The 25,848-nt window shown below is 34.0% G+C and carries 28 protein-coding genes and 1 pseudogene; 28 read left to right on the forward strand and 1 reads right to left on the reverse strand.

What is annotated here, in order from left to right:
• The first annotated feature begins 29 nt into the window (after window positions 1-29).
• On the forward strand, window positions 30-773 hold the full coding sequence (gene fabG, locus OS188_RS13325; RefSeq protein ID WP_267149347.1) for a 3-oxoacyl-[acyl-carrier-protein] reductase: 744 nt from the start codon (window positions 30-32) through the stop codon (window positions 771-773).
• A 64-nt stretch (window positions 774-837) separates the two neighbouring features.
• On the opposite strand, the gene OS188_RS13330 is transcribed toward fabG, so the two are convergent.
• The gene (locus tag OS188_RS13330) at window positions 838-1,278 is read right to left on the reverse strand and encodes a DsrE family protein (protein WP_267149348.1); all 441 of its coding nucleotides are present in this window, start codon (window positions 1,276-1,278) and stop codon (window positions 838-840) included.
• A 287-nt stretch (window positions 1,279-1,565) separates the two neighbouring features.
• Between OS188_RS13330 and OS188_RS13335 the strand changes: the two genes are divergently transcribed.
• The 27 genes and pseudogenes from OS188_RS13335 to OS188_RS13465 all read left to right on the forward strand — a co-directional run bounded on the left by OS188_RS13335 (window position 1,566) and on the right by OS188_RS13465 (window position 25,731).
• Window positions 1,566-2,138 carry a TMEM175 family protein gene (locus tag OS188_RS13335; protein WP_267149349.1) on the forward strand — a complete coding sequence of 191 codons (573 nt, stop codon included), beginning with the start codon at window positions 1,566-1,568 and terminating at the stop codon, window positions 2,136-2,138.
• 34 nt (window positions 2,139-2,172) lie between these two features.
• On the forward strand, window positions 2,173-3,048 hold the full coding sequence (locus OS188_RS13340; protein WP_267149350.1) for an AraC family transcriptional regulator: 876 nt from the start codon (window positions 2,173-2,175) through the stop codon (window positions 3,046-3,048).
• A 274-nt stretch (window positions 3,049-3,322) separates the two neighbouring features.
• Window positions 3,323-4,034 (forward strand): annotated as a pseudogene (locus OS188_RS13345) (pirin family protein).
• Between the two features lie 20 nt (window positions 4,035-4,054).
• The gene (locus OS188_RS13350) at window positions 4,055-4,339 is read left to right on the forward strand and encodes a GNAT family N-acetyltransferase (RefSeq protein ID WP_267149351.1); all 285 of its coding nucleotides are present in this window, start codon (window positions 4,055-4,057) and stop codon (window positions 4,337-4,339) included.
• Window positions 4,340-4,372: 33 nt separating this feature from the next.
• Window positions 4,373-4,891 carry a YceI family protein gene (locus OS188_RS13355; RefSeq protein ID WP_267149352.1) on the forward strand — a complete coding sequence of 173 codons (519 nt, stop codon included), beginning with the start codon at window positions 4,373-4,375 and terminating at the stop codon, window positions 4,889-4,891.
• Window positions 4,892-5,178: 287 nt separating this feature from the next.
• The gene (locus OS188_RS13360; protein WP_267149353.1) at window positions 5,179-6,717 is read left to right on the forward strand and encodes a catalase; all 1,539 of its coding nucleotides are present in this window, start codon (window positions 5,179-5,181) and stop codon (window positions 6,715-6,717) included.
• Between the two features lie 25 nt (window positions 6,718-6,742).
• Window positions 6,743-7,210, forward strand: a complete 468-nt coding sequence (locus tag OS188_RS13365) for a DIP1984 family protein (protein WP_267149354.1) — start codon at window positions 6,743-6,745, stop codon at window positions 7,208-7,210.
• A 244-nt stretch (window positions 7,211-7,454) separates the two neighbouring features.
• Window positions 7,455-8,012, forward strand: coding sequence for an NADPH-dependent FMN reductase (locus tag OS188_RS13370; RefSeq protein ID WP_267149355.1), 558 nt, complete (start codon window positions 7,455-7,457; stop codon window positions 8,010-8,012).
• Window positions 8,013-8,291: 279 nt separating this feature from the next.
• Window positions 8,292-9,536 (forward strand): threonine ammonia-lyase IlvA, encoded by a 1,245-nt coding sequence (gene ilvA / locus OS188_RS13375; protein ID WP_267149356.1) that lies wholly within the window; start codon window positions 8,292-8,294, stop codon window positions 9,534-9,536.
• 239 nt (window positions 9,537-9,775) lie between these two features.
• The gene (locus OS188_RS13380; protein WP_267149357.1) at window positions 9,776-11,023 is read left to right on the forward strand and encodes an amidohydrolase family protein; all 1,248 of its coding nucleotides are present in this window, start codon (window positions 9,776-9,778) and stop codon (window positions 11,021-11,023) included.
• Between the two features lie 55 nt (window positions 11,024-11,078).
• On the forward strand, window positions 11,079-12,299 hold the full coding sequence (locus OS188_RS13385) for an NADH:flavin oxidoreductase (RefSeq protein WP_267149358.1): 1,221 nt from the start codon (window positions 11,079-11,081) through the stop codon (window positions 12,297-12,299).
• 128 nt (window positions 12,300-12,427) lie between these two features.
• The gene (locus OS188_RS13390; protein ID WP_267149359.1) at window positions 12,428-13,159 is read left to right on the forward strand and encodes an MgtC/SapB family protein; all 732 of its coding nucleotides are present in this window, start codon (window positions 12,428-12,430) and stop codon (window positions 13,157-13,159) included.
• Window positions 13,160-13,217: 58 nt separating this feature from the next.
• Window positions 13,218-14,390 carry an MFS transporter gene (locus tag OS188_RS13395; protein WP_267149360.1) on the forward strand — a complete coding sequence of 391 codons (1,173 nt, stop codon included), beginning with the start codon at window positions 13,218-13,220 and terminating at the stop codon, window positions 14,388-14,390.
• Window positions 14,391-14,558: 168 nt separating this feature from the next.
• Complete coding sequence (locus tag OS188_RS13400; protein WP_267149361.1) at window positions 14,559-15,719, forward strand: baeRF7 domain-containing protein; 1,161 nt, start codon at window positions 14,559-14,561, stop codon at window positions 15,717-15,719.
• 82 nt (window positions 15,720-15,801) lie between these two features.
• Complete coding sequence (locus tag OS188_RS13405; protein WP_267149362.1) at window positions 15,802-16,371, forward strand: YceI family protein; 570 nt, start codon at window positions 15,802-15,804, stop codon at window positions 16,369-16,371.
• Between the two features lie 10 nt (window positions 16,372-16,381).
• Complete coding sequence (locus tag OS188_RS13410) at window positions 16,382-16,765, forward strand: nuclear transport factor 2 family protein (RefSeq protein ID WP_267149363.1); 384 nt, start codon at window positions 16,382-16,384, stop codon at window positions 16,763-16,765.
• 181 nt (window positions 16,766-16,946) lie between these two features.
• Window positions 16,947-17,879, forward strand: coding sequence for a DsbA family protein (locus tag OS188_RS13415; RefSeq protein ID WP_267149364.1), 933 nt, complete (start codon window positions 16,947-16,949; stop codon window positions 17,877-17,879).
• A 75-nt stretch (window positions 17,880-17,954) separates the two neighbouring features.
• Window positions 17,955-18,038 carry a (4Fe-4S)-binding protein gene (locus OS188_RS14790; protein WP_323370469.1) on the forward strand — a complete coding sequence of 28 codons (84 nt, stop codon included), beginning with the start codon at window positions 17,955-17,957 and terminating at the stop codon, window positions 18,036-18,038.
• Window positions 18,039-18,325: 287 nt separating this feature from the next.
• Complete coding sequence (locus tag OS188_RS13425) at window positions 18,326-18,637, forward strand: GNAT family N-acetyltransferase (protein ID WP_267149374.1); 312 nt, start codon at window positions 18,326-18,328, stop codon at window positions 18,635-18,637.
• A gap of 40 nt (window positions 18,638-18,677) precedes the next feature.
• Complete coding sequence (locus OS188_RS13430; RefSeq protein ID WP_267149365.1) at window positions 18,678-19,580, forward strand: DUF5996 family protein; 903 nt, start codon at window positions 18,678-18,680, stop codon at window positions 19,578-19,580.
• A 74-nt stretch (window positions 19,581-19,654) separates the two neighbouring features.
• A complete protein-coding gene (locus tag OS188_RS13435) occupies window positions 19,655-20,719 on the forward strand; it encodes a 2,3-butanediol dehydrogenase (protein WP_267149366.1) in 1,065 nt (354 codons plus the stop codon).
• A gap of 52 nt (window positions 20,720-20,771) precedes the next feature.
• Window positions 20,772-21,245 carry a Dps family protein gene (locus OS188_RS13440; protein WP_267149367.1) on the forward strand — a complete coding sequence of 158 codons (474 nt, stop codon included), beginning with the start codon at window positions 20,772-20,774 and terminating at the stop codon, window positions 21,243-21,245.
• Window positions 21,246-21,416: 171 nt separating this feature from the next.
• Window positions 21,417-21,722, forward strand: coding sequence for an HPF/RaiA family ribosome-associated protein (locus tag OS188_RS13445; RefSeq protein WP_267149368.1), 306 nt, complete (start codon window positions 21,417-21,419; stop codon window positions 21,720-21,722).
• A gap of 76 nt (window positions 21,723-21,798) precedes the next feature.
• Entirely contained in the window at window positions 21,799-22,113 is a 315-nt protein-coding gene (locus tag OS188_RS13450; RefSeq protein WP_267149369.1) for a phosphoribosylpyrophosphate synthetase, read from the forward strand.
• A gap of 89 nt (window positions 22,114-22,202) precedes the next feature.
• On the forward strand, window positions 22,203-23,591 hold the full coding sequence (locus tag OS188_RS13455; RefSeq protein ID WP_267149370.1) for a TolC family protein: 1,389 nt from the start codon (window positions 22,203-22,205) through the stop codon (window positions 23,589-23,591).
• A gap of 1 nt (window position 23,592) precedes the next feature.
• The gene (locus OS188_RS13460; protein ID WP_267149371.1) at window positions 23,593-24,558 is read left to right on the forward strand and encodes an HlyD family secretion protein; all 966 of its coding nucleotides are present in this window, start codon (window positions 23,593-23,595) and stop codon (window positions 24,556-24,558) included.
• 6 nt (window positions 24,559-24,564) lie between these two features.
• On the forward strand, window positions 24,565-25,731 hold the full coding sequence (locus OS188_RS13465) for an ABC transporter permease (protein WP_267149372.1): 1,167 nt from the start codon (window positions 24,565-24,567) through the stop codon (window positions 25,729-25,731).
• Window positions 25,732-25,848 lie beyond the last annotated feature (117 nt).

Here is a 25,848-nt window from a genome sequence, read left to right on the forward strand (position 1 = left end):
GACAAATATTTAAATAAATTAAGTAGATTATGGGTTTATTAAACAACAAAATAGCAGTAATTACGGGTGGTTCCAATGGAATAGGAAAAGCAACCGTACTTAAGTTCATAGCAGAAGGCGCCAAAGTAATTATTTGGGATATTATTAAGGAGAAAGGTGAAAAACTAGAAAAAGAGCTCCAAAAAGAAGGACACAATGTATATTTCATGGAAGTGAATACCTCTAGTTCTGAAGCTGTAGAGAAAGCCACACAAAAAACACTAGAAGCCCATACAAGAATAGATATATTAATAAATAATGCAGGAATAACACGTGATGCTACATTATTAAAAATGACTCAAGAACAATGGCAGCAAGTTATTGATGTTAATTTAACAGGCGTCTATAATTGTACAAGACATATAGCTCCGGTCATGGTAGAGAATGGCTTTGGTGTTATTTTAAATGCTTCATCAGTCGTAGGTTTATATGGTAATTTTGGACAAACAAACTATGCAGCTACCAAAGCAGGTGTTATTGCTATGACGCAGACGTGGGCAAGAGAATTAGGACGAAAAGGTATTCGCGTAAATGCAGTAGCTCCTGGTTTTATTTTAACCGATATGGTTAAAGCCATGCCAGAAGAAGTCTTAGATAAAATGGCCAAAAAAGTACCGTTGCAAGAACTTGGAACACCAGAAGATATTGCTAATATTTATGCGTTTCTTTCTTCGGATCAAGCACGGTATATTTCTGGTACCACTATTAGCGTAGATGGCGGAATTACCCTCTAATTTTTAGCTTTAAACACAAAAAGACGATTAAATCGGCTTTTGTGTTTTATTTTCTGTAATTATTTTATAAAGTAATGGTTTTATAGTTGTTTTCTTGCAAACCAAGAAGGTAAACAAAACCGTCTGGTGTAAACGCAATAGATTTATGATAATCTTTTTCTGATAAACCAAAATGTTTCATAGCTGCTTTACAAACCACTATGCGAATACCAACTTTTTCACCTAACTCAATAGTAGATTCTAAATCTTTGTTGGATGCTAAATCTTTAACTACAGGACCAATTAAGACAACTTCAAAAACGATTTTAGGGTTTTCAGTTCTAAGATTTTTACCCGTATTTATAGCCGCTTGAAAGTAACGAGCATTTGAAACAAGAATGGCATATTTTCCATCCCTTTTTATAGAATTTTCAACAGCTGAAATACTTTTTTGTTGTGCTGCAACAGGACTATAGAATATAGATCCCACAAAGAGTAAAAGGACCCATAGATGATGATTTCTCATATTTTTATAAAATTTTATTATTTAGATTTAGGTTCAAAACCTATTTAAACAAAGGTAAGGCATAAAAATTATCTGTTTGTAACCTTTGTTACCCATTAGAATTAAAAAACAATAAAATTATGCATTTTGTTACAAGATTCACCTCTACTTCTAATAACGTTAAATTCTATATTCTTTTGTAAAAAGCTTTAAACATGTAAAAAATTAATTCATATTTTTGAATATCTCACTTTAAGAACAAATAGCTTCCTTAACACCTGAGTTATTTGTTTAGAAACAATAAAAAAATGAAAACAAGCAGATTAGAAGCTTTTAGTGATGGTGTTTTAGCCATAATAATTACGATAATGGTTTTAGCTCTTTCGGCTCCACTTTCAACAGATTTAAATGCTCTTCTTGATAAAACTCCAGTTTTTATAAGCTATGTTTTTAGCTTTATCTATGTTGGTATTTATTGGAATAATCACCACCATTTATTTCAAATTACGCAACAGGTAAATGGAAAGATACTATGGGCAAACCTACACTTGCTATTTTGGCTATCACTAATACCCTTTACAACTGCCTGGATAGGCGAAAATTACAAGGCACATTTACCAGTAATTGCTTATGGAGTTGTATTATTGTTTTGCGCAATTGCCTATTTTATTTTACAATGGGTAATCATTAAATCTCACGACAGTGAGTTCCCATTAAGGAAAGTTGTCGGTTCTGATAGAAAAGGTAAAATATCCATTGGCCTTTACACCCTTGGCATTGGACTTTCTTTTTTAAACACCTGGTTATCTATAATTTGCTATGCCATTGTAGCCATTATGTGGCTTATTCCAGACAAACAGATTGAGGATAATATTTCATAAATTATTAATATAGTTTAACAAGATATAGCTAAAAATGAGTCTCGTCAAAACATATCAAAAAGTAAATTCAGAAATGGATTCTATAAATTTTGGAATCTCTAGAATGGAAGATATATTTACCAAACGAAACGGGCAGGTGGACGAACCACATAGACACAGCTACTATACTGTATTAGTTATTAAAAAAGCACAAGGAAAGCACAAAATAGACTTTAATGCATACGATTTATCAAATCGGCAAATTTTCTTTGTTGCTCCAGGTCAAGTTCATCAAGTTATAGAAACCGATAAATCTTTTGGGTTTGCAATGACCTTTTCTAACCAGTTTTTAATAGAAAACTCTATTCCACTTTCCTTTATTGAAAGTTTAAATCTCTTTCAAAATTATGGACAAAGCCCTCCATTATCGCCCAATAAAGAACAATTTGAGACCATAGAAGGTTTTACCAAAAATATTTTCAAACTCTTTCATAGCAATTCCCAGATGAAGAGCTTATCGATTGGATCTTTTTTAAAGCTTTTACTTATAGAGTGCAACAATGTTTGCTCCATCAATCCCATCGAATCTAATGTCGATACCACTGGAGATAATTTGATAAGAGCGTTTAAAAAGGAGGTAGATAAATATTATAAAAAAGAACACTCCACTACCTTCTATGCAAATAAACTTCATATTACGCCTGACCATTTAAACCGAACAGTAAAATCCAAAATAGGGAAAACGGCCAAAGACTATATTCAGGCAAGAATAATAACCGAAGCAAAAAGACTACTCTATTTTACAGATATCACCAATAAAGAAATTGCCTATGATTTAGGCTTTAATGAACCTGCAAACTTTAGTGCATTCTTCAAAAAACACACGAAATTATCTCCTTCTTTATTTAAAAAAACTGAGTTTCAGTCTTAAATGTCGGATTTTCATACGTTTACCCCTTTTTTTCATATTCCACAGTCCTTTAATCAATTATATATTTGTAGTATCCTTTTAAAGCAAAGAACATGAATCGTATAAAGTTTATTTAAAATGTATTTTTAATAAGCATTGTAGGCAGTATTGCTTCACAAATACTAAAAGCTACAGACAATAAACCCACAATATTTACTCACAATACATTCATGCAACAAACAGGATTTAATCTCGTGCCTAAAGAACAGACAGGCATACCTAATAAAAAAATACTATGCATTCAGTAATTCATAAAGCAGAAACAAGAGGAAACGCAAATCACGGTTGGTTAAAATCACATCACACATTTAGCTTTGCTAATTATTACAACCCTGAACGAATGAATTTTGGCTTACTACGTGTATTAAACGATGATACCGTAGCAGCCGGAATGGGTTTTGGAACACATCCTCACGATAATATGGAAATTGTATCCATTCCATTAGAAGGAGATTTAGAGCATAAAGATAGCATGGGCAATGTTGCGGTAATTAAAGAAGGAGACCTACAAGTATTAAGTGCTGGGACAGGAATAACACATTCCGAATACAACAAAAACAAAAATAAAGAAGTGAAATTTCTTCAGATTTGGATATTTCCAAAAGAAAAAAATGTCACACCACGTTATGATCAAATTTCTATTAGAGATATTGCAAAAAACAATGAGTTTTATCAGGTGCTTTCTCCAAATAAAGACGATCAAGGCGTATGGATTAATCAAGAGGCTTGGTTCCATATAGGCAAATTTGAAAAAGGAAATTCGGATACATATAAACTAAAAAGAAGGCAATGGCGTTTATGCTTTCATTTTAGAAGGTGAAGTAGAGATAAATAATGAAATACTATCTGAAAGAGACGGAATGGGAGTTTGGGATACCGATTCTATACATGTTAATGCTACTGAAAATACACGTATACTTTTAATGGAAGTACCAATGTCCATATAACCTATTTTATAAAATTTAATATGGAAATCACTATAAAAGAACAAGAAAATAAAGGTTTTGCAATAGCTAGAGAAGATAATAAAAGAGCTGGATTAATGACTTATTCCATTGCTGGAAAAGATCATATTATTATAGATCACACAGAAGTCGACCCTGCCTTTAAAGGTAGAAATATTGGAAAACAATTGCTTTACAAAATTGTAGAAATGGCAAGAGAAAAAAACATCAAAATTACCCCTATATGTCCGTATGCAAATGCACAATTTAAAAAGCTAACAGACATTCAAGATGTATTAAGAAAATAATAAATTAAATATTAACAAGTAAAAATTATACAAATGAAAAACACAAATTGGTTAATCGACAACACACATTCTGAAATTGCTTTTAAAGTAAAGCACATGATGATTTCGACCGTGACTGGTCATTTCGAAGATTTTCAGGCAACTGCAAAATCAAATGGCGATGATTTCAACAATGCTAGCCTAGAATTTAGTGCAAAAACGGCATCCATAAATACCAAAAACGACGATAGAGATGCACATTTAAAATCGGACGACTTTTTTAATTCTGAGAAATATCCAGAAATGAAATTTGTTTCAAAATCTTTTATTGGCAGTAAATTAGTTGGAGATTTAACTATTAGAGACGTAACAAAAGAAATTACTTTAGATGCCGAACTTAACGGTGTGGCTGTTGATCCTTATGGGCAAACAAAAGCTGGTTTTGAAATATCTGGAGAAGTAAACAGAAAAGACTTTAACTTAACATGGAATGCTGTTACAGAGGCAGGAAGCATTGTGGTTTCAGACAAAGTTAAATTAGTTATTGACGTGCAATTTACGAAGCAATCGTAAGTAATAAATATCACTATTAAAAAATCTAAATTACTAGCCAAATAATTTACAATCTAGTAAATTTTCGATGGTTCATTAATACTATTGGGTACCATTCTTATTTGAGTGAAAAAAGGAAAACCGAAAATTATCACTACGAATTTAAATTGTAATTAATAAAAGTGCTATCCATTTAGTTTTGCAGAATTAAAACCTATATATTTATAGGGAAAGATAATTACCTATGAACTTTTCATATAATATATATATTTTTCAATCATTTAGAAATCTTTTTAAACCCTCCTAAAATGAAAGACAAAAAACCTAAACTCACCAGGCAAACTGGAGCTCCCGTTGGAGACAACCAAAATGTACAAACCGCAGGTCCACGAGGACCAATGCTAATGCAAGATGCTTGGTTTCTCGAAAAAATGGCAAACTTTGATCGTGAGGTCATTCCCGAAAGACGCATGCACGCCAAAGGCTCTGGAGCTTTTGGAACATTTACAGTAACGCATGACATTACAAAATATACCAAAGCTGATATTTTTAGCGAAGTTGGTAAAAAGACAGAAATGTTCAGCAGATTTTCTACAGTTGCAGGCGAACGAGGAGCTGCAGATGCCGAAAGAGATATTAGAGGCTTTGCTCTTAAATTTTATACAGATGAAGGCATTTGGGATTTAGTTGGAAATAATACACCTGTATTTTTCTTTCGTGATCCAATGAAATTTCCAGATCTAAATCGTGCGGTTAAACGCGACCCCAAAACCAATTTAAGAAGTGCTAATAACAATTGGGACTTCTGGACTTTATTACCAGAATCTTTACACCAAGTAACCATAACCATGAGTGATCGAGGTATTCCAAAAGGTTACAGGCACATGCACGGTTTTGGAAGCCATACCTTTAGTTTTATCAATAAAGACAATGTTAGGCATTGGGTAAAGTTTCATTTTGTGAGTCAGCAAGGCATTGAAAACTTATCTGACGAAGAGGCTATGAAAATAGTTGGGATGGACAGAGAGTCGTCACAAAGAGATTTATTTGATGCTATTGACAAAAAGGATTTTCCAAAATGGAAGATGTATGTACAGGTCATGACGGAAGAAGAAGCAAAAACATACCGCTTCCACCCTTTCGACTTAACTAAAGTATGGTCTAAAAAAGATTTTCCGTTAATTCCTGTGGGCGAATTTGAGTTAAACAGAAACCCAGAAAACTATTTTCAAGATGTAGAGCAAGCTGCTTTTAATCCGTTGAATGTTGTTCCTGGTATTGGCTTTTCGCCAGACAAGATGTTACAAGGTCGATTGTTTTCTTATGGTGATGCGCAACGTTATCGATTGGGAGTAAACCATTATCAAATTCCGGTAAACAAACCAACTTGTCCTTACCATTCCAATCATAGAGATGGAACGATGCGTGTGGATGGTAACCACGGAGGAACATTGCATTACGAGCCAAACAGTTACGGCGAATGGCAAGAACAACCCGATTTTAAAGATCCGCCTTTAGAATTAAATGGAGATGCCTATGCACACAATTTTAGAGATGATGATGAAGATTATTTCACACAACCAGGCGATTTGTTCCGCATAATCAAAGCCGATGGCAAAGAGCAGTTGTTGTTTGATAATACAGCAGCACAAGTAGGTGGTGCAGAGAAATTTATTCAAATTCGTCATATAAGAAACTGCTTTAAAGCCGATCCCGAATATGGACAAGGTGTTGCAAAAGCTTTGGGGTTAACTATGGAAGAAGTAAATAATTTCGATTTGACACCTTATAATAAATGGGCACCAAAACCAGATAATAATCCAATATCTAAATGTCCGAGACATTAATTTTAAAAAAAATATAATCGCATAAATGGAAGATGAAAATAAAAAAATGAAACTTGCCGAAGCGCTTTTATTAAGAGCTGATTTAATGAAGAAAATAGAACACTTACAAAATAGAATTAGACCTGTTCTTATAGTATCAGACAATAAAAAACCACAAGAAGATCCAGCAAAGTTATTGGCTCAAATGAGAACTACTATTCAAGATTTAGAAACCTTGGTTATTAGAATCAATAAAACCAATAATGAAACTCAAATTAAGGGCGAAGGTTCTTTGATGGAAGCTTTGGCTAAAAGAGATTCATTAAAAATGCTTTCTGAAAAATTAAGAAATATTAGGTATGCTGCTCAAATAAATAATAGTGGCGATGCCAATCTTAAAACAACCATTGATATTAAAAAATTGCAAATAGAAATGGATCAAACGGGAAGAGCTTTTAGAGAGCTTGATAGTAAAATTCAAGAACTCAATTGGCTTACAGAGTTAAAAGATTAAGCCGAAAGGCGGAATGATTGGAGCGAGTATCAGCCCTTTTTCCTGGTAGTTTTCTGGGTAAACTGAAAACACTACCAACTGCAGGCTGCTTGGGTTGCGGCAAAATTGTACTGTATAGGACCCATTACCACTTACAGATTACAAGTGTACTGTGTAAAATTTACTACCAGATACTGACCAATCATTCTTTTATCTAAAACTGATTAATTGGAATTTGATTTTAATAACTTAAATACAAATCATTATGAAAAAATATAAAATAGCAGTCATCGTAGGAAGTCTTCGTAAAGAATCTTTCAACTTAAAAACAGCCAAAGCCATGATGGCAATGGCACCAGAATCATTATCAATGGAATTATTGGATATTTCAGGTCTTCCAATGTTCAATGAGGACTTAGAAGCCAATCCACCAAAAGAATGGGTATCATTAAAAGAAAAAATTAGTGCAGTCGATGGACTTTTATTCTTTACACCAGAATACAACCGTTCCGTACCAGCAGTTTTAAAAAATGCTATAGATGTTGCTTCTCGTCCTTATGGAGATAATTCATGGGACGGAAAACCTGCTGCAATTGTAAGTGTTTCCATTGGAGCTATTAGCGGCTTTGGAGCTAACCACCATTTAAGACAATCCTTAACTTTTATTAACGTCCCTACTATGGCGCAACCGGAAGCATATATTGGAGGTGCTGCTGATCTATTTGATGACAATGGAAATCTAATTAATAATTCTACTAAAGATTTCTTAAAGAGCTTTATGCAATCATTTGAAAAATGGGTTGATACTAACGCACAGAAATAGAGAAAGTAGGGTTAAAATATATAATAAGGTTAAATTAATCAGCTGTGAAAAAAGTTTTTTAAAACTAAAGTTTATCGCCTTTAATGGGTTGCAGATGATTAACTCTTTTGGCAACTAATAATTAGGAAGAAGGTAAGGGATATAAAATTGAGTTAATTGTAAAATAAAATAACCTAAAACCTTAGATATACTTTGAAAAACTAATTTTTGTAGCTTAGATAAATTTAAACGGCAATTGAAAACGACATTGGGAATTTGTAAATTTAAAATTAATAAATTATGAAATTACTAGATAAAATATACCAAGCCAGTGAGCGGATAAAAAACATTGCTGTACATACTCCATTAAAGATAAATGAAAACTTAAGCGAAGAATTTACTGCTCAAATTTATTTGAAACGCGAAGATTTACAACCTGTTCGCTCCTACAAATTAAGGGGAGCTTATAATAAAATAGTATTACTTTCAGAGAAAGAAAAATCAAAAGGTATAGTATGTGCAAGTGCAGGTAATCATGCCCAAGGAGTTGCATACGCTTGTAATAAACTAAACATCAAGGGGACAATATTTATGCCTGTTACAACTCCTACACAAAAAATAAAGCAAGTAAATCTTTTTGGAAAGGATAAAGTAGAGGTTGTTTTAAAAGGTGACACCTTTGATGAAGCATCTGCAAAAGCTCATCAGTTTTGCAAAGAAGTTGGAGCTATTTTTATTCATCCTTTTGATGATGAAAAAGTAATTGCCGGACAAGGAACCATAGGATTAGAACTTTTAGAAGACAGCTCTATTCCTATTGACTATGTATTTGTACCTATCGGAGGAGGAGGGGTGGCAGCAGGAATAATTACTGTATTTAATAAATTGAGTCCAGAGACCAAAATTATCGGAGTGGAACCAGCTGGAGCGGCATCCATGAAAACTTCTTTGGAAAAAGGAGAAAATACTACGTTGGAGGAGATTGATAACTTTGTAGATGGTGCTGCCGTTGCCCGTGTGGGAGAACACACTTTTGAAATTTGTAAAAACGGTTTGGAAGATATTATTGTTGTTCCTGAGGGAAAAGTATGTACCACGATATTGCGAATGTATAATGAAGAGGCTATTGTTGTGGAACCAGCTGGGGCTTTAACGATTTCTGCACTTGATTTTTACAAGGATCAAATTAAGGGTAAAAATGTGGTCTGCGTTGTAAGCGGAAGCAACAACGACATTACCCGGATGCAAGAAATAAAGGAGAGATCCTTACTCTACGAAGGTTTTAAACATTACTTTTTGGTGCAATTCCCTCAACGTCCCGGGGCAATAAAAGATTTTGTAAATGATATTTTAGGACCAAATGATGACATTGTATATTTTCAATATACTAAAAAAAACAATCGAGAAAGTGGTCCAGCCATAGTGGGGATTGAGTTGAAGGATCCAAAAGATCTGTTAAGAATTGAGCAGCAACTAACCCTAAGAAAATTCATTTATCAATATTTGAACGATAGTACGGATTTCTTTGTTATCCCAACTTCATAAATTAAATTATTTGCTTAAAAAAATGCTAATAATTCAATAAAAATATTTTGACTAAAAAATAGATATAAATGAGAATAATATTCGCATGAGGGTTTATCTAAAAGGCTCAATTGCCACAGATAAATATTGTTAGAAGTATAATTTCATAATGATTAGGAATCACAGTTAACCAACATCAGAGGTAAAGTATTTTGCAGTTCATTTTATTCTATTTTAATAATCATCTAAATAACACCAAAATGAAAAAAAAGTTTTTTAACGCGAAAATTTATCGCAACGAAGATGCAACTGAATTGATTGTTGAAAATGGTAAAATTACACACATTGGTAAAAATTTACCAAAGTGTGATGACGAAATTGACTTAAACGGAAAGCTTATAATGGCACCTTATGTAGATCCACATTTACATTTAGACTATGTATATACTTTGTCTGAACTAGGGCAGGAAGGTGCTGGTTCTGGTACCTTGTTTGAAGCTATTGAGTTATGGCCACAATTTAAAAAAACACTAACAGTAGAAAGTGTAAAAAGATTAGCAATGAAAGGGATTAAAGACGAAGTTTCCCAAGGTGTACAACACATTAGAACGCACGTAGATGTTACAGATCCAAATTTTACGGCTTTAAAAGCAATGCTGGAAATGAAACAAGATCTAAAAGATACGGTTGATATACAAATTGTGGCATTCCCACAAGAAGGTATGTATATGTATAAAGGTGGTGTAGAGTTAGTAGAAGAAGCCCTTAAAATGGGTGCAGACGTAGTAGGTGGCATACCGCATTACGAGCCAGCAAGAGAATATGGGGAAAAATCTGTACACGATATTGTTAGACTCGCGTTAAAATACGACAAGATGATTGACGTACATTGTGATGAAACCGATGACCCACACTCTCGTTTTGTAGAATTGTTAAATGCAGAAGTGTATATGCAAGATTATGGAAGTAGAACAACGGCAAGTCATACTTGTTCGTTTGGTTCGGCAGACGATTCTTATGCGTTTAGAATGTTAGACATTTTCCAAAAAACTAAAATGAACTTTATTGCCTGTCCTACAGAAAACGCATATTTACAAGGGCGCCAAGATACATACCCTAAACGTAGAGGTTTAACAAGGGTGAAAGAGTTTATCGAGTACGGTATTAATGTAGCATTTGCACAAGACTCTATTAACGATCCTTGGTATCCAATGGGTAATGGTAATATGATGAATATTTTAGATAACGGAATTCATTTAGCTCAAATTATGTCGGCAGATGATGTAAAAACAAACTTCGACCTAATCACTTATAATGGTGCACGTTGTTTAAATATTCAAGATACTTACGGTTTAGATGTTGGTAAAGCCGCAAACTTTATTGTTTTAAATGAAAGTACAGTTTACGAAGCTATTCGTAAAAGAGTAGATGTATTGGCATCTGTGCGTAATGGTGAGTTTTTATTCCGTAAAAAAGAAGAAACTTTTGATGTTGCATTGAGTCTTTAAAGTGTTTTATTTCTAAAAGATTATCAATGCTCAGAAATTAATTTAAAAATTTTATATGAATAACTTATCAGAATCAAACAAAGTCCTAGATATTTTTAAACCCACAAAGCTTGGACCTATAACATTACCAAATGGTATTATAAAAGCAGCAACAAGTGAAGGTAGAAGCCCCGAAGGAAAAGTAACACAAGCTCTCATTGATTTTCACCGTGGTTTCATCGAAGGTGGAACTGGCATGACTACTTTAGCGTATTGTGCCATATCTTCTGAAGGTTTTGCAGCGCCTGGAGAAATTTTAATGATTCGTGAAAACATTCCCGGTCTTCAGAAATTTACCCAGGCAATGCATGATGCAGGTGGTATGGTTTCTGCACAACTTGGTCACGCGGGGCCGGTTGCACACAAAAGTATTACCGGCGTACAGCCCATAGCACCTTCCCGGTTTAGAAATCCGACAAGTTTTCAACTTTGTCGGGAAGTTACTAAAGAAGAAATCTCGAAACTTATTACGCAATTTGCTGATGCTGCAGAGGTGGCCGCCGATGCTGGATTTGATGCCATAGAACTTCACTTTGGTCACTTATATATTGTCTCTGCATTTTTTAGTCCATGGATTAACAAACGAAAAGATGAATATGGAGGATCTATTGAAAACCGAACCCGATTTGCAAAAGAAATCCTACTTGCTGTAAAAGAACGCATTAAAGATCGAGTTGCAATTATTGTTAAAATCTCAATGGATGATGGTATTAGGGGTTCTATCTGGCTTGATGAAGCAACAGAAACTGTAAAAATTCTTGATGAGACAAAAGCTGTTGATGCTTTTGAGTTAACCATGGGATCATCCGTATATAAACAAATGTACCTTTTCCGCGGAGATACGGATATTGATGGTATGGCAGCAACGCAAAAAGGTATATTCAAGTTAGGCGTAAAACTATTCGGAAAAAAAATGCTGGGTGAGTATCCCTACGAAGATTTATACATGTTAGAGTCAGCCAGACAATTTCAACCGATTGTGAAAAATGCACAAATAATTTTACTCGGTGGGATTAATGACTATTCACATCTGCAAATAGCCATGGAACATGACTTTTCTTTTGTGGCATTGGGAAGAGCACTCTTACGCGAGCCGGATTTAGTAAATAAACTAAAAGATAAATCACAAATTGAGGGAAGATGTATTCATTGTAATAAATGCATGTTTACCGTTTACACAACCACCAATTGTGTGTTTACAAAAGAATATGCAACTTCCTCTAAATCTGTGATATAAAAACTAAATGGAAGATTGTTGCCGAGGTCTCACTAATTGTTATTCAAAAAAATAAAAGGCTATGATGTTCCTCTGAAGCTTTTATTAATACTTTTTGATAATAATTATTAATAATAAGTAAAAATACTATGGATGGATTTGTACATATTACCGAATATGCTCTACGTATTGGCACTGCCGTTTTGTTGGGTGGCATAATTGGATTTGAGAGACAGTGGCGACAAAAAGATGCCGGATTGCGAACCAATACTCTAGTTGCAATTGGTGCAGCATCATTTGTACTACTTTCAATAGACCTCTATAATATTTCTGGTGGAGATCCAGGTAGAATTACGGCACAAATAGTTACAGGTATCGGTTTTATTGGTGCTGGAGTTATAATGAAAGACGGATTTGCAGTCAGAGGACTAAATACAGCGGCGACCATTTGGTGTTCTGCAGCAGTTGGTGCTTTAGTGGGTATGGGCTTTTTTCTTGAAGCTTTGATTACTACTACAGCAGTTGTTATATCACATTTAATTCTAAGACCAGTAAGTATTAGATTATCAAAACTATCATTATATAGTAAAAAGGAAGTTAAAGAAACTTTTTACCAGGTTTCTATCAAATGCCCTTTAAACATAGAATCTAATGTTCGACTTTGGTTATTAAATCACATTGATGCCAACAATCAACTATTAGTACGTTCCATTACTAGAAACGTTTTTGAATCAAATTTAAAAGACGTAGAAATTAAGGTAGAAGTTGCAACCATAGGTGAGCAGGAAGATTTGTTAGAAAACTTGGTTACTAACCTGATAATAAAACAGGAAGTAAGTCATGCAGGTTGGAAGTTGGTAGGTCAAGAGACTGAGTTTTAGATGTTCGCTTTAGTAAGATTATCAAATGATTGAGTGTAACACACAAAAAATTAAAATTATGAGCACAATAAATTTAAAGCGTCAAACCAAAAGTGCTTTTCCATGGCTTATAATGATTTTAATGTCGTCCGTGACTTTTGTTGGAATATTGTCGGAGCTAATGCCTTCGGGTGTGCTACCATTAATGATGGAAGATTTAAGTATTAGCGAAGTACAAACAGGAAATTTAGTAGGTTACTACGCCATAGCTTCAGCTATTTTTGCAATCCCGCTTATTTCAATGACGCTGCAATATAACCGGAAATATCTGTTGCTTATCTTGCTTGGTGGCTTCGCTATTTCAAATATTATTGCTGGTCTTGTACACGATTATACGATTATTATTGTTTTAAGAATAATTGGTGGCATTTGTGCTGGTGTCATGTGGCCAATGATTGCAGCTTATGGCATGCGATTAGTAGATGAAAAGGATCACGGAAAAGCCATAGCTGTAATTATGGCAGGGACAACTTTAGGTATTAGTATTGGTATGCCAATAATGACTTCTATTGGAAATGATTACGGCTGGAGAACAGAATTCATTGGGCTTGGAGGATTTATTATTCTAATAGGTATAGTCAGTTTCTTTGCATTACCATCCACACCGGGAGAAAAATTGACAAAAAGCTCATCTCCATTTGCACTGTTAAAAATACCGGCAGTTTTAATTGTCCTTCTGCTAACATTACTTGGCGTAATTGCGCATTATGGTGTATATGTATATATAACAAGTCTTGTAGATGAAATTCAGTTGGCTGGAGGTGTCGAAAGTGCCTTATTGTTTTTTGGAATAGGTTCTTTAATTTCAGTGTTATTAGCCATAAAATTTACAGATAAATATTTGAGAGTGCTGACAATATTGATGTTTGTCTTGCTCATTATTTCTATGGGTATTTTTCTACTTTATGGTGGCACAAAAGGGATTGGGCATTTAGCCTTCTTTTTATGGGGAGTTTCATTTGGTCCATTGGTGACCTTACTGCAAGCTGCTGTGAGCAGACAGGTAGAAACTGCAAAAGATGTGGCCACATCTGTTCAGTCTTCGGTATTTAACTTATCCATAATGATTGCATCTTCGGTGGCAGGTATGTTACTTGGAATGTATTCGCCTATGAGTTTGGTTTATTTTGCTATTGCGTTGTCCATTCCAGGGATGATCATTGCCCTTTTCTCGAAAAAGACTTTAGGTTAAAGTACTTGTGTTTCGGTAGTTAAAAGCCTAAATATTACTTAAAGTAGTAGGTTAATTGTTAGTCGTTTATTATCTTTAGAATTAACCAGTTAGGATTAAAATAGCTACCTTTTAAAGTGGCTTTATATTACAAATAATAATTTATATAACCATAAAAAACATAAAACTATGCCCTTAATAACTAAAAAAGAAATAGCAGAATTGCACGAGATAAATCAGGATAATTGCATTTCAATTTTTATCCCAACACATAGAGGAGGAAAAAAAGTCATACAAGAAGAGGATACACTATCATTAAAAAACCAATTGAAAGATGTAAAACTAAAGTTAGATAAAAAAGGGCTTAATGGCGATGCAATTAATAAATTGACAAAACCTGTACAGGATTTAATTGATGATTCTTCTTTTTGGCGCGAGCAATCAGATGGTCTTGCTATCTTCTTAGCAGATGGTTATCTAAAAGTTTATACAATCCCTGTATATTTCATGGAATTTAATTATGTGTCAAATTCATTTTACTTAAAACCTTTAATGCCAATGTTTGTTGGCGATGGAGACTTTTATCTTCTATCACTTGAAAGACGAAACGTAAAACTTTACGATTGTACACAACACAGTTTCACCGAAATAGTTATTGATGATTTAATACCAGAAAGTAAGCGAGATCGCGTAGGTTTTGATTTTGAAGAAAAGAATTTGCAATTTAGATCAGGTGGTACTGGTCAAGCAGGTCAGGCTATGTATCATGGTCAGGAGGCTGCTACAGGAGCAAGAAAAAACGAAATAAAAAAATATTTAAGAGCTATTAACGATGGGATTGCACCTCTTCTTAGAGATGAAAGTAAGCCTATGTTAGTTGCAGCACAAGACCCTATATTTGACATCTATAAAGAGGTAAACACCTATGCCAGTCTTAAGGAAGGTAACATTACAACCGATTTTAGCAATACAGATATTTTTGAAATTCATGAGTTAGCTTGGGAGAAAATAGCTCCATTATTCGATCAAAAAAGAAAAGATAAAATTGCGCAATTCCTTTCAGAACAAGGCACAGGTAAAACAGCTATCGGGATAGATAAAATAATACCAGCAGCTATAAATGGAAAAATAGACACCTTATTCTGCGAGAACAAAGCTGATATCTTTGGAGATTTCACAAAAGAAAACAGTGTTATTACGGTAACCCAAAGTGAAGAAAATAATAATACCATTTCATTATTGAATGTTGCTGTTATAAAAACATTTTTAAATGGTGGCGATGTATATTTAATAGATAAAGAAGACATGCCAAATAAGAATTCAAGAGCAAACGCATTGTTTCGATTTTAAATTCTGAAGGCTATCTTACCAAGACATGTATTCAGTTTATGCATGAGAACAAATTATAAATTAAACTTAAAATATAAATACAATGAAAAAAATAATCACATTAATTCCAATAGTGTTTCTTTCAGTAAGCACTTTTTCACAAACCCAATGGAAGGTCGATCCTTATCACTCGTCCTTAAATTTCAACATATCCCATTCGGGAATTAGTATGGTTAACGGTAAATTTTTGGATTATTCTGGTAGCTTAACTACAAATGGAGAGGCTCTCAATAACGCCAATTTCGATTTTATCGTTAAAATAGAAAGTATTAATACCAATGTAGAAGATAGAGACAATCATTTACGAAGTGCCGATTTTTTTGATGCAAAGAAATATCCGGAAATGACCTTCAAAAGCACAAATATTTCATCTACCGAAAATCCAAATCAATACAAACTGCATGGGCAATTAACCATTAAAGATGTAACAAAGGAGGTGGTTTTTGATGTAAGTTATGGTGGTAAAGCAAAAAGTCAACAAGGCGAAAAATTAGGTATGAAAGCAGAAACAACTATCAATAGATTTGATTATAATATAGACTATGATCCAACTGCGGCTGGTATAGGAAAAGAGATTAACATTGTAGTTCACTTGCAATTTGCTAAACAATAATAAAAACAATATGAAAAACGCAGCAAAAAAAGTAGTAGAAAAAATGTTTTCAGCTTTTAGCAGTGGGGATGCAGATAAATTTGTAGCAACAGTTTCAGACGATACGGTTTGGATTTATCACGGCACTCAAATAATCCCTAAAGGACGTTTTGAAAAAAAGGAAGGTGTACGTGCTTTTTATAATAATATTATGGAAAGAACCGAAATTATCAACTTCGAGCCACTACAATATATTGTTGAAGATAATATGGTTGTGGTAATAGGTAGAGAACATCAAAAAGTAAAACGTTCTGGACGAGAGCTAAAACAAGACTGGGTGCAGATCTATACGGTAGAAAATGGTTTAATTGCAAAAATGGAAGAATTTGCTTCTTCTGAAGAAGTTAAAAAATAAACCATATTACAACCAAATTTAAAATTGTAAAGCTTACAAAAACTAAGGTTTTAGCCTATAGCTTTATCACATTTGTAAATCGATTTAATCGATACAATTTCTATGTGTTTAGGGGTAATATTTTGTATCTTAAGCGTAAGATATAAACTGTGGAAGTATCCACTTATTAAATATAAAGACGATGGAAAACAAGAACAATCCGCTTTTATGCGATATAGAAACAGGAATGTGCGAAACTACAGATGAAAACTCAAACACAGCTTCTAAAACTAATCAGCAGTCCACAGAGAAATCTGTCAAGCTCATTTATTATACAGATCCTATTTGTTCATCCTGTTGGGGAATTGAACCACAACTGCGTAAGTTGAAATTGGAATATGGTAAGGCTATAGAAATCGACTATAGAATGGGAGGTTTATTACCAGATTGGAATTATAATAGTGGTGGTATAAGTGGTCCTGCAGACGTTGCAAGTCATTGGGATGAAGTTAGTGTACATTATGATATGCCAATAGATGGAGACCTTTGGCTAGAAGACCCAATGGATTCTTCTTACCCATCATCTATTGCATTTAAAGCTGCCCAACTTCAAGATCGTGAGAAGGCCGTTTTATATATGCGCGAAATGAGAGAAATGATGTTTTTGAAAAAGAAAAACATGGCTAAATGGGAAAATTTGGCTATTGCAGCTGAAAACGTAGGTTTAGACGTGACGCAATTGAAAAGCGATTTTGAAGGCAAAGCAAAAGCAATGTTTGAAGACGATTTAAAATTAGGAAGAGAATTAGGAGTAAGAGGCTTTCCAACAATATTTTTCATTGATAATGCAGGCAATCAAGAAACCGTATATGGCACCAGACCTTATGCCTTTTATGAAATGGCAATTCTAAAGCTGAATCCGAATGCAACAAAAAGCGAATACAGTAAAAATTGGGAATCACTCTTCTCCATTTACCCTTCACTCACGGCAAAAGAATATTCTGAACTTTCTGGAACACCTAGGTCGGAAAGTGAGGTGGTATTAAATGAACTTGCTAATACAGGAAGTTTGGAGAAACTCTCAACTAAAAATGGGGCTATTTGGACCCTTGTCAATAAAATGAATAACCATTAAATTGTGAAAACACACGAATATTCAACTGGAAAGTCAACCATTTTATGGAAATCTGAAAAATGAATTCATTCGGGAATATGTGTAAAAACATTACCAGAGGTTTATAACTCTAAAGGCAGACCTTGGATAAAACCTAACAATGCAACCACTGTAGCGTGATTTAACCAAATTTCAAAGTGTACTTCAGGCGCATTGAGTATTTAATAAGAGGGAGGCTTACACATATTTCTACAGATTCTGATGCTTTTCCCAGGCCTTCAATAGTTGAATTCAACCAATTAGAAGTCTTCGCCACACCAGTGAGAAAAATGATGCTGGATGGCCAAGTCGCTGATGCGATTGATCTAATAAAATCTAGCATAACTTAGATGAAGGAATTGTTGTCATCAATTGCTCGTATGAAAACAGGTTTTATATCTAAATAAGATAAAATTAAAAATATGTAAATCGAATATAATACCATCCCATTAGTTAGAAACGAAGAAAAAAAACGCTTTGAAATTGAAGTTGATGGTCACTATGCATTCATCGATTATAAAGAATCTCGCAATAAAATTGCGTTGATACATACCGAAACCGATCCGGAGCTAGCAGGAAAAGGTGCAGCAAGCGCTGTGGTGGAAAAAACACTACATTATCTTGATGACAACAATATTACATTGCTCCCCTTTTGTCCTTATGTGTTTGCATATATAAAAAAACATCCGGAATGGAAACGTATCATAAGTCCAGATTTTAAAGGCTATGACGAGCTTTAAGCTTATCACACAAATAAATCAAACTTAGAAAACAAAAACTATGAGTAATCAAACCATATTTCCAGCATTTCCATTAGCAGAATGGCTAGACACCAAGGAAACATTACATCGCTATTTTCAGATTGTAGGCAAATTGCGGCTGTCTTTGAATCCGAAAAAGAATCATTGGTGGCATATGACTCTTTACTCCACAACGAGAGGTGTCACCACGCGCGCCATCCCTTTTAATGATATTTCGTTTGAAATCCAGTTTGATTTTATCAACCATACTTTGAATGTTTTTACAAGCAAGGGAGAACAGCGTTCGTTTGAATTACGAGACGGACTTTCAGTAGCTGAATTCTATAAAAAGTTAGAAGCTATTCTGAAGGAGCTCAATATCGCATTTGATATATTGGAAATACCATTTGACCTCTCTGATAAAATTCCTTTCGATATATGCATAGAGCATCACACATACGATAAAGAAGCCGTTCATAAAGCTTGGAAAATTTTGCTAAATATTGATATGATTTTTCAGGAATTTAGCGGTAGGTCTTATAGCAAAACCTGTCCTGTACATATTTATTGGCATCACTTTGATTTGGTGGTTTCACGATTTTCAGGCAAAAGAGGTCCAAAAATGGACACCACATCTCAAGTAGAATTGGAAGCCTATTCACATGAAATGATAAGTTTTGGATTCTGGTTTGGAGATGATACCATTAAAGAACCGGCCTTCTATTCTTATACATATCCATCTCCAGAAGGTATAGATCAAGAACCGCTGCAACCTAATACCGCCAAATGGCAGGATTCCAATGGCAGTCCAATGGCTTTATTACTTTACAACGATTTAATTAAAAGTGACCATCCTAAACAGCAGATTTTAGACTTCTTGGAAAGTAGCTATCAAGCTGGTGCAAAATTGGCTGGTTGGGATATAGCAGCTAAGACGACCTAGAATCAAACGATTTATGAGGTAAGGTCGTAGATTAACATTTAGAACAAAAATTTTAAACTTTTAAAATGTAGATTATGAAGACAATGAAAGCAGCTCGCTGGCATGCAGCGAAAGATATTAGGGTAGAGGAAACTTCAATACCTTCACCAAATGAAAATCAAGTAAAAATTGCGGTAAAATTTACAGGAATCTGTGGCTCAGATTTACATGAATATATGGATGGCCCACAACTAATTCCAGTTGACAAACCCTACGTACTCAACGGGCACCAAGGAACTACAACCCTTGGTCACGAATTTTCGGGTGTGGTTGAAGAGGTAGGCAAAAATGTAAAAAACATCAAAAAAGGTGATCGTGTAACCGTAGAACCTATTTTTAGAAACCCTGAAAGTCCGTTTATTTCATCTGGAGAATACAATCTATCGGAACCATTAGGGTTTGTTGGGTTGACATCCAACGGAGGCTTTGCAAAATATACCATAGTTGAAGATTATATGGTACATAAAATGCCTGACTCAATGACTTTTGAACAAGGAGCTATTGTAGAACCTGCAGCTGTTGCGGCTTATGGCATACAGCAAAGTGGAATGAAAATGGGAGATACTGTATTAATTGGTGGTGCTGGACCTATTGGGTTACTTACCGCTCAAATAGCACTAGCTTCTGGAGCATCTCAAATTTTTATTACAGACCTTTCTGAGAACAGATTAAAAAAGGCAAAAGAAATTGGCGCAACCCACACGTTTGATGCTAGGGACAAAGATATTGCTAATAAAATCAAGGAAATCACCGGACATGGTGTCGATGTTTTTATTGATGCAGCCGGAGTTCAAGCCTCTTTTGATACAGGTATTAGCAGTCTAAGAAATGGAGGAACAGCCGTTTTGGTCGCTCTCTTTATGAATAAAATTGAACACGACGCCTTAGACCAAGCAATGCGTGAATTAACTATAAAAGGAATTATTGGCTATCGCAATATTTTCCCAGAGGTTATTGCATTGATCAATAGCGGAAGGTTGCCAGTGGAAAAATTGATTACCAGCACAATACCCTTAGATGATATAGTGGAAAAAGGTTTTAAAGCTCTTATCAAAGATCCATCAGAAGTAAAGATATTGGTTGATATCAATCGTGAATAGACAAGCTCAAAAAAAATTAAAACAAAATTAATAATCATAAAAATTAAGAAAAATGACAAAATTAAATCCAATCGGTTTAGACCTAGAAAAATCCAAAGTATTAGCGGAAAAACTCAATGCACTCTTGGCAGATTACTCTGTATTTTATCAAAATGTAAGAGGATATCATTGGAACATTAAAGGAGATAAATTCTTTGAGCTTCACGATAAATTTCAGGAGCTATACGAAGATTTATTTGTGAAAATTGATGAAGTAGCAGAACGAATCCGTACACTAGGCCACACTCCACACCATAAATTCTCTAAGTATCTAAAAGATGCGGACGTTAAAGAAAGTACTGAGGTGGCAGACGGTGTACAGGATGTAAAAGACACCCTTGATTCACTAAAAATCATTATCACGCTCCAAAGAGAGTTGCTACATCTGTCTGATGATGCCGAAGATGAAGGAACAAATGCTCTAATGAGTGATTACATTCGCGAACAGGAAAAGTTAGTCTGGATGTATTCTGCCTATTTAAAGTAACACAGACTATGCTTTTAGAAATAAAATTTTATTAAAAACTAAAATCTTCATTCTTTTCTTTTGGTCCAAAAAGAAGGAATGAAGATTTTTACTTTTTTATTTATAAATCATACCTCACAATAGAAATAATCGCTCCATCAAAACAATTGTTATAACAGAAAAAATATATTTATGGAATACACAGAAAATATTACAGGAATAAAAATTAATGTTCAAGCAGTAGATATCAACTTACATAATGATGTACAAGAAACCATTCTGAAAAGTGTTTCACGCCTTAGTCTGTCTTATGACAGAATAGAATGGGCAGATATATATTTAGAGAATAAAAAAGAAAAAAGCACCCAACAGAAACAGGTCAGTATCCGCTTGGGTATTCCGGGCAATGATCCCTTTGCGTCAGAATATGGCGATGATTTTCATATCTTAATAGCCAATGTAGAAGACAAATTGCGAAAGCAGTTGGAAAAACGATAAATAGTATTGCCCCGTAATTTAGTACAATTTTAAACTAAATTTAGTTATTTTTAAAAGGAAATCAAAAATATATAAAATGAAAAATACATATACCAGCTTATCTAAAGCCATTAATGACCTGACTAAAAAAGGTTATATCTATAATTTCAACATGAAAGAAGATTTTATAGAATGTGCTGAAAATTGCAGACAACTGCAGCCAGAAGAATTCGAGATTGACCAAAAATATCGTTTTCAAGAAATGTCAGACGTGGATAACGAAAGCGTTTTATATGCAATTTCCTCGACAGATGGTAAAATAAAAGGTCTTCTAGTAAATGCTTATGGTATTTATGCAGATTATGCGTCTTTTAAGTTAGTACAGAAACTGAACAGACCAGAAGTGAAATAGAACATCAAACTGTTTGTAGTTGAGAATTGCTATTTAAAGACAAATTATGGTTGGTTTACACAAATAATCAACTAAAATTATATGAATGTATGAAAAAAATTACAAGCCTTATAGGTGTTTGTTTAATACTTACAATAAGTACACCTCTAAATGCTCAAAATTTTATTGAAGACGTTTTAAAAGAACCCATAAAGAAAGCGATTGCCCAGAGTACTGAAGTGAGAATACAAGAAATGGAAGGAGACGTTACACAAATGGAAATGGATGCCGTTAAGTCTAAAAAACTACCTCAAGTTTCATTTATGGGTGGCTACGGGTTTTTATATTCCCAAATAAGCTTCTTGTTTCCCACTCAATATCTGCCCATCAGCGGTATTCCTTTTTTGGAAGACCCACTAGTTTCTAATTTTCAAACCCAAACTTTTATGGGAATGCTTTCTGCTAGACAAGTCATTTATACAGGAAACCAAATTAACAATGGTATTAAAGCGCTAGAAGAAAAGCAAAAAGCTGAACGCTTCTTGGCAGAGGCTGGTAAAGAAGAAATTGCAAAAGAAGTCATACAGACTTTTGATCAGTTAATGCTCTTAAAAGAAGCGGATAAATTAATTGAGGACTCTGAAAAAAGACTTCACACCGAACATAAAAAGGTAATAAGAGCTATTGAAAATGGTTTAGCAATCCCGTATGATCGCGATAAAATTAAACTAGCAATTCTAGAATTAGAAGAAAAAAAGTTAGAAGCTCAAGGAAATAAAAATGTTTTACTCGCTAAACTAGAGTATCTCACTCGAATGACAGAACCCGAATTAGAGTCCACGGTCTATGAATTAAAGGCTTTTTTATTAAATGAAGTAGCCCTAAATGTCGAAAATCGTACCGAAATAAAAGCATTGAAAGCTGGCAAAAAAGCCAAGGAATTTGCTTACAGAAAGGAAAAAGGCACCTATTTACCAACAGTTTTTGCCTTTGGAAACCTAATGTATTTAAATGCTTTTGATACCAAGATAAAATTAAGAGATGTGCCTATTGCTGGAGATACAAATTTAGAAACTGATCGTTTTGAATTAGAGCCGGCAGCTGCTGTTGGGGTAGGATTAAAATGGGACTTATTTAAAGGAAATGAAAACAATATAAACGTTAAAAAAGCTGAAATCGAATTACAGATTAGTAATAAAAAACTAAAGGACACTGAAGAAAAATTTGAATTGTTACGATATAAAAATAAATCAGATTTTAAAACAGCAGAACAAAAACTTCTAGTTGCACAGCAACGAGTTATAATAGCCGAAAATAATTTAGATTTAGTTACAAAGCAATATAGTGCCGGTTTAGTTGATTTAACTGAACGGTTGGCTTCTGAAAATGAGTTTTATAAAGTTAACTTAAATTATTACAACCAAATTCTAAATCAACGAAGTGCCACCGTTGAACTCTTGTTATCCACTGGTGAATTGTTAGATAAAATTTACAATTAATATGAAAACAAAATACCTCCTACTTTTACTGAGCTTTTTAGGTTTAGCCTCTTGTTCAAATAAAAAACTAGACCCTGCTTATATGGGGAAAATTGAAAGAGAGCAGATTTCAGTAGTTACTAAAGTCCCAGGAACAGTAGCACAAATATTAGCCTCTAAAGGTGATTTTGTGAAAAAAGGCGACACCCTAGTAATTCTAGATATTCCAGAAGTAGATGCCAAAAAGCAACAAGCTGAAGGTGTATTAAAATCTGCTGAAGCACAATACCAAATGACAAAAAAAGGAGCAACCGATGGGCAGTTAAAGCAATTGCAAAACAAAGTAAACGGCTTAAAAGAACAGTTTGAATTTGCTAAAAAATCCAAGGATAGATTAGACAAAATGCTTAAAGACAGCCTTATCCCACAACAGCAATTTGATGAGGTTTTTGCAAAATATCAAGGCGCAAAAAACCAATACGAAGCAGCAAAAACAGAACTGCAAGAAACACAAAAAGGAGCTAGAACAGAACAACAAACAATGGCTTTGGGACAACAGTTGCAAGCTTCTGGGGCAATCTTAGAAGTGGACGCTGCCGAGCGAGAAAAATACATGATAGCGCCACAAGATATGTCTGTAGAAACTATTAATTTAAAAACTGGAGAACTTGCATTGCCAGGTTACCCCGTAATATCAGGTTATATAAATCAATCCGTCTATTTCCGTTTTACAATTGCCGAAAGTAAATTGGGTCAAATTAAATCTGGAGAAAAAGTAAAAATAAAAGTACTTTATAAAGATTCAGAAATTATAAATGGAAAAGTAACCATAGTAAAAGCATTAAGTTCTTATGCTAATATTGCGACAGCTTATCCAGATTTTGACATGCAGCAAACCTTGTTTGAAGTAGAAGTACGTCCAACAGAACCAGAAAAAGTACAAGATTTAATAACCAAGGCTTCGGTGTCTCTAAAATTAGACAATTAAATTAGTGTGAAAAAATTTATACACTTAATCAAAAGAGAATTTAGACTTTTCTTTAACAACAAGGTACTAAGACTACTATTTATAGGGGCGCCTATTTTATATGGTGTACTTATTGGTGCCGTTTATCAAAAAGGTAAAATTACAGATTTACCAATTATTGTAGTGGATCAAGATTGTACCCCAATGAGTACTAAATTTATTGATATGCTTGAAGAAACCGAGAGCATTCAAGTAATAGCAGTACTACCATCTTTATTTGGAGTTAAAGATAAAGCTATTGACAATGAAGCCACTGTTATAGTTGACATTCCGCGTGGATTTACTTCAGGGATTCAGCAAAATAGACTGCCTGAAATTACCATCTTTGTGGATGCCTCCAATACCCTAACATCAAATACAGCTCTTATGGCTGTAAACGGCGTGGCTATGACTTTGAAAGCAGGGATTCAAATCGAATCTCAAATGAAAAAAGGAATTCCAGAATATGTAGCAACACAAAATTATGAGCCTTTTAAAACTACCATCATAAAGCAAAGTATAAGAAGTGGAAATTACTTATATTTTATGCTACCTGGTGTATTGCTTACGGTTTTTCAACAGGTATTACTATTAGGACTCGCTTTAACTTTTGCTTCGGAATATGAAAATGAAACGTTTAAGGAACTCGTAAACAAAATGCCAAATGCCCTGGGAATGTTAGCTGTAAAAATTATTCCCTATTTAATTATGTCTGTTGGAATACTTTTATTGTATTGGGGTTTTTCAAAATATTATAATATGGTTATTGGTGGTGCTCTTTTAGCATTTTCTTTAAGCACTCTTGTTTTCGTTTTAGCTGTTTGTGGTATCGGTGTATTAGCTAGTATTATTTTACCCGATCAATTAAAAGCCACAGAGGTATTAATGGTTGTGGCTACACCAAGCTTTATACTTAGTGGTTTTACATGGCCATTAAGTCAAATGCCAACTTGGGTTCAATATATAGCAGATTTAATTCCCTTAACACATTATTTACAAGTCTTTAGATTACTTTATCTCAACCATGCCGAGGTTTCGCATATTTATGGGTCTGTTATTTCTATGGGTATTATAGCTATTGTATGTTTAACGCTATCGGCAATAATTCTTCATTTTAAAATTAGAAACGTGAAAAGAGATTTACTAGATTATTAATTATAAATATAATTATGTCCAAAATTAAACTTAATTTAGAAGAAAAAGTTGCACACATTAATAATGGGATAAGATTAAACGGGGAGTTTGTTTCCATTAGGTCAAAAAAAAAAAAAA

The organism is Xanthomarina sp. F1114 (assembly GCF_026410255.1).
Taxonomy (GTDB): Bacteria; Bacteroidota; Bacteroidia; order Flavobacteriales; family Flavobacteriaceae; genus Xanthomarina.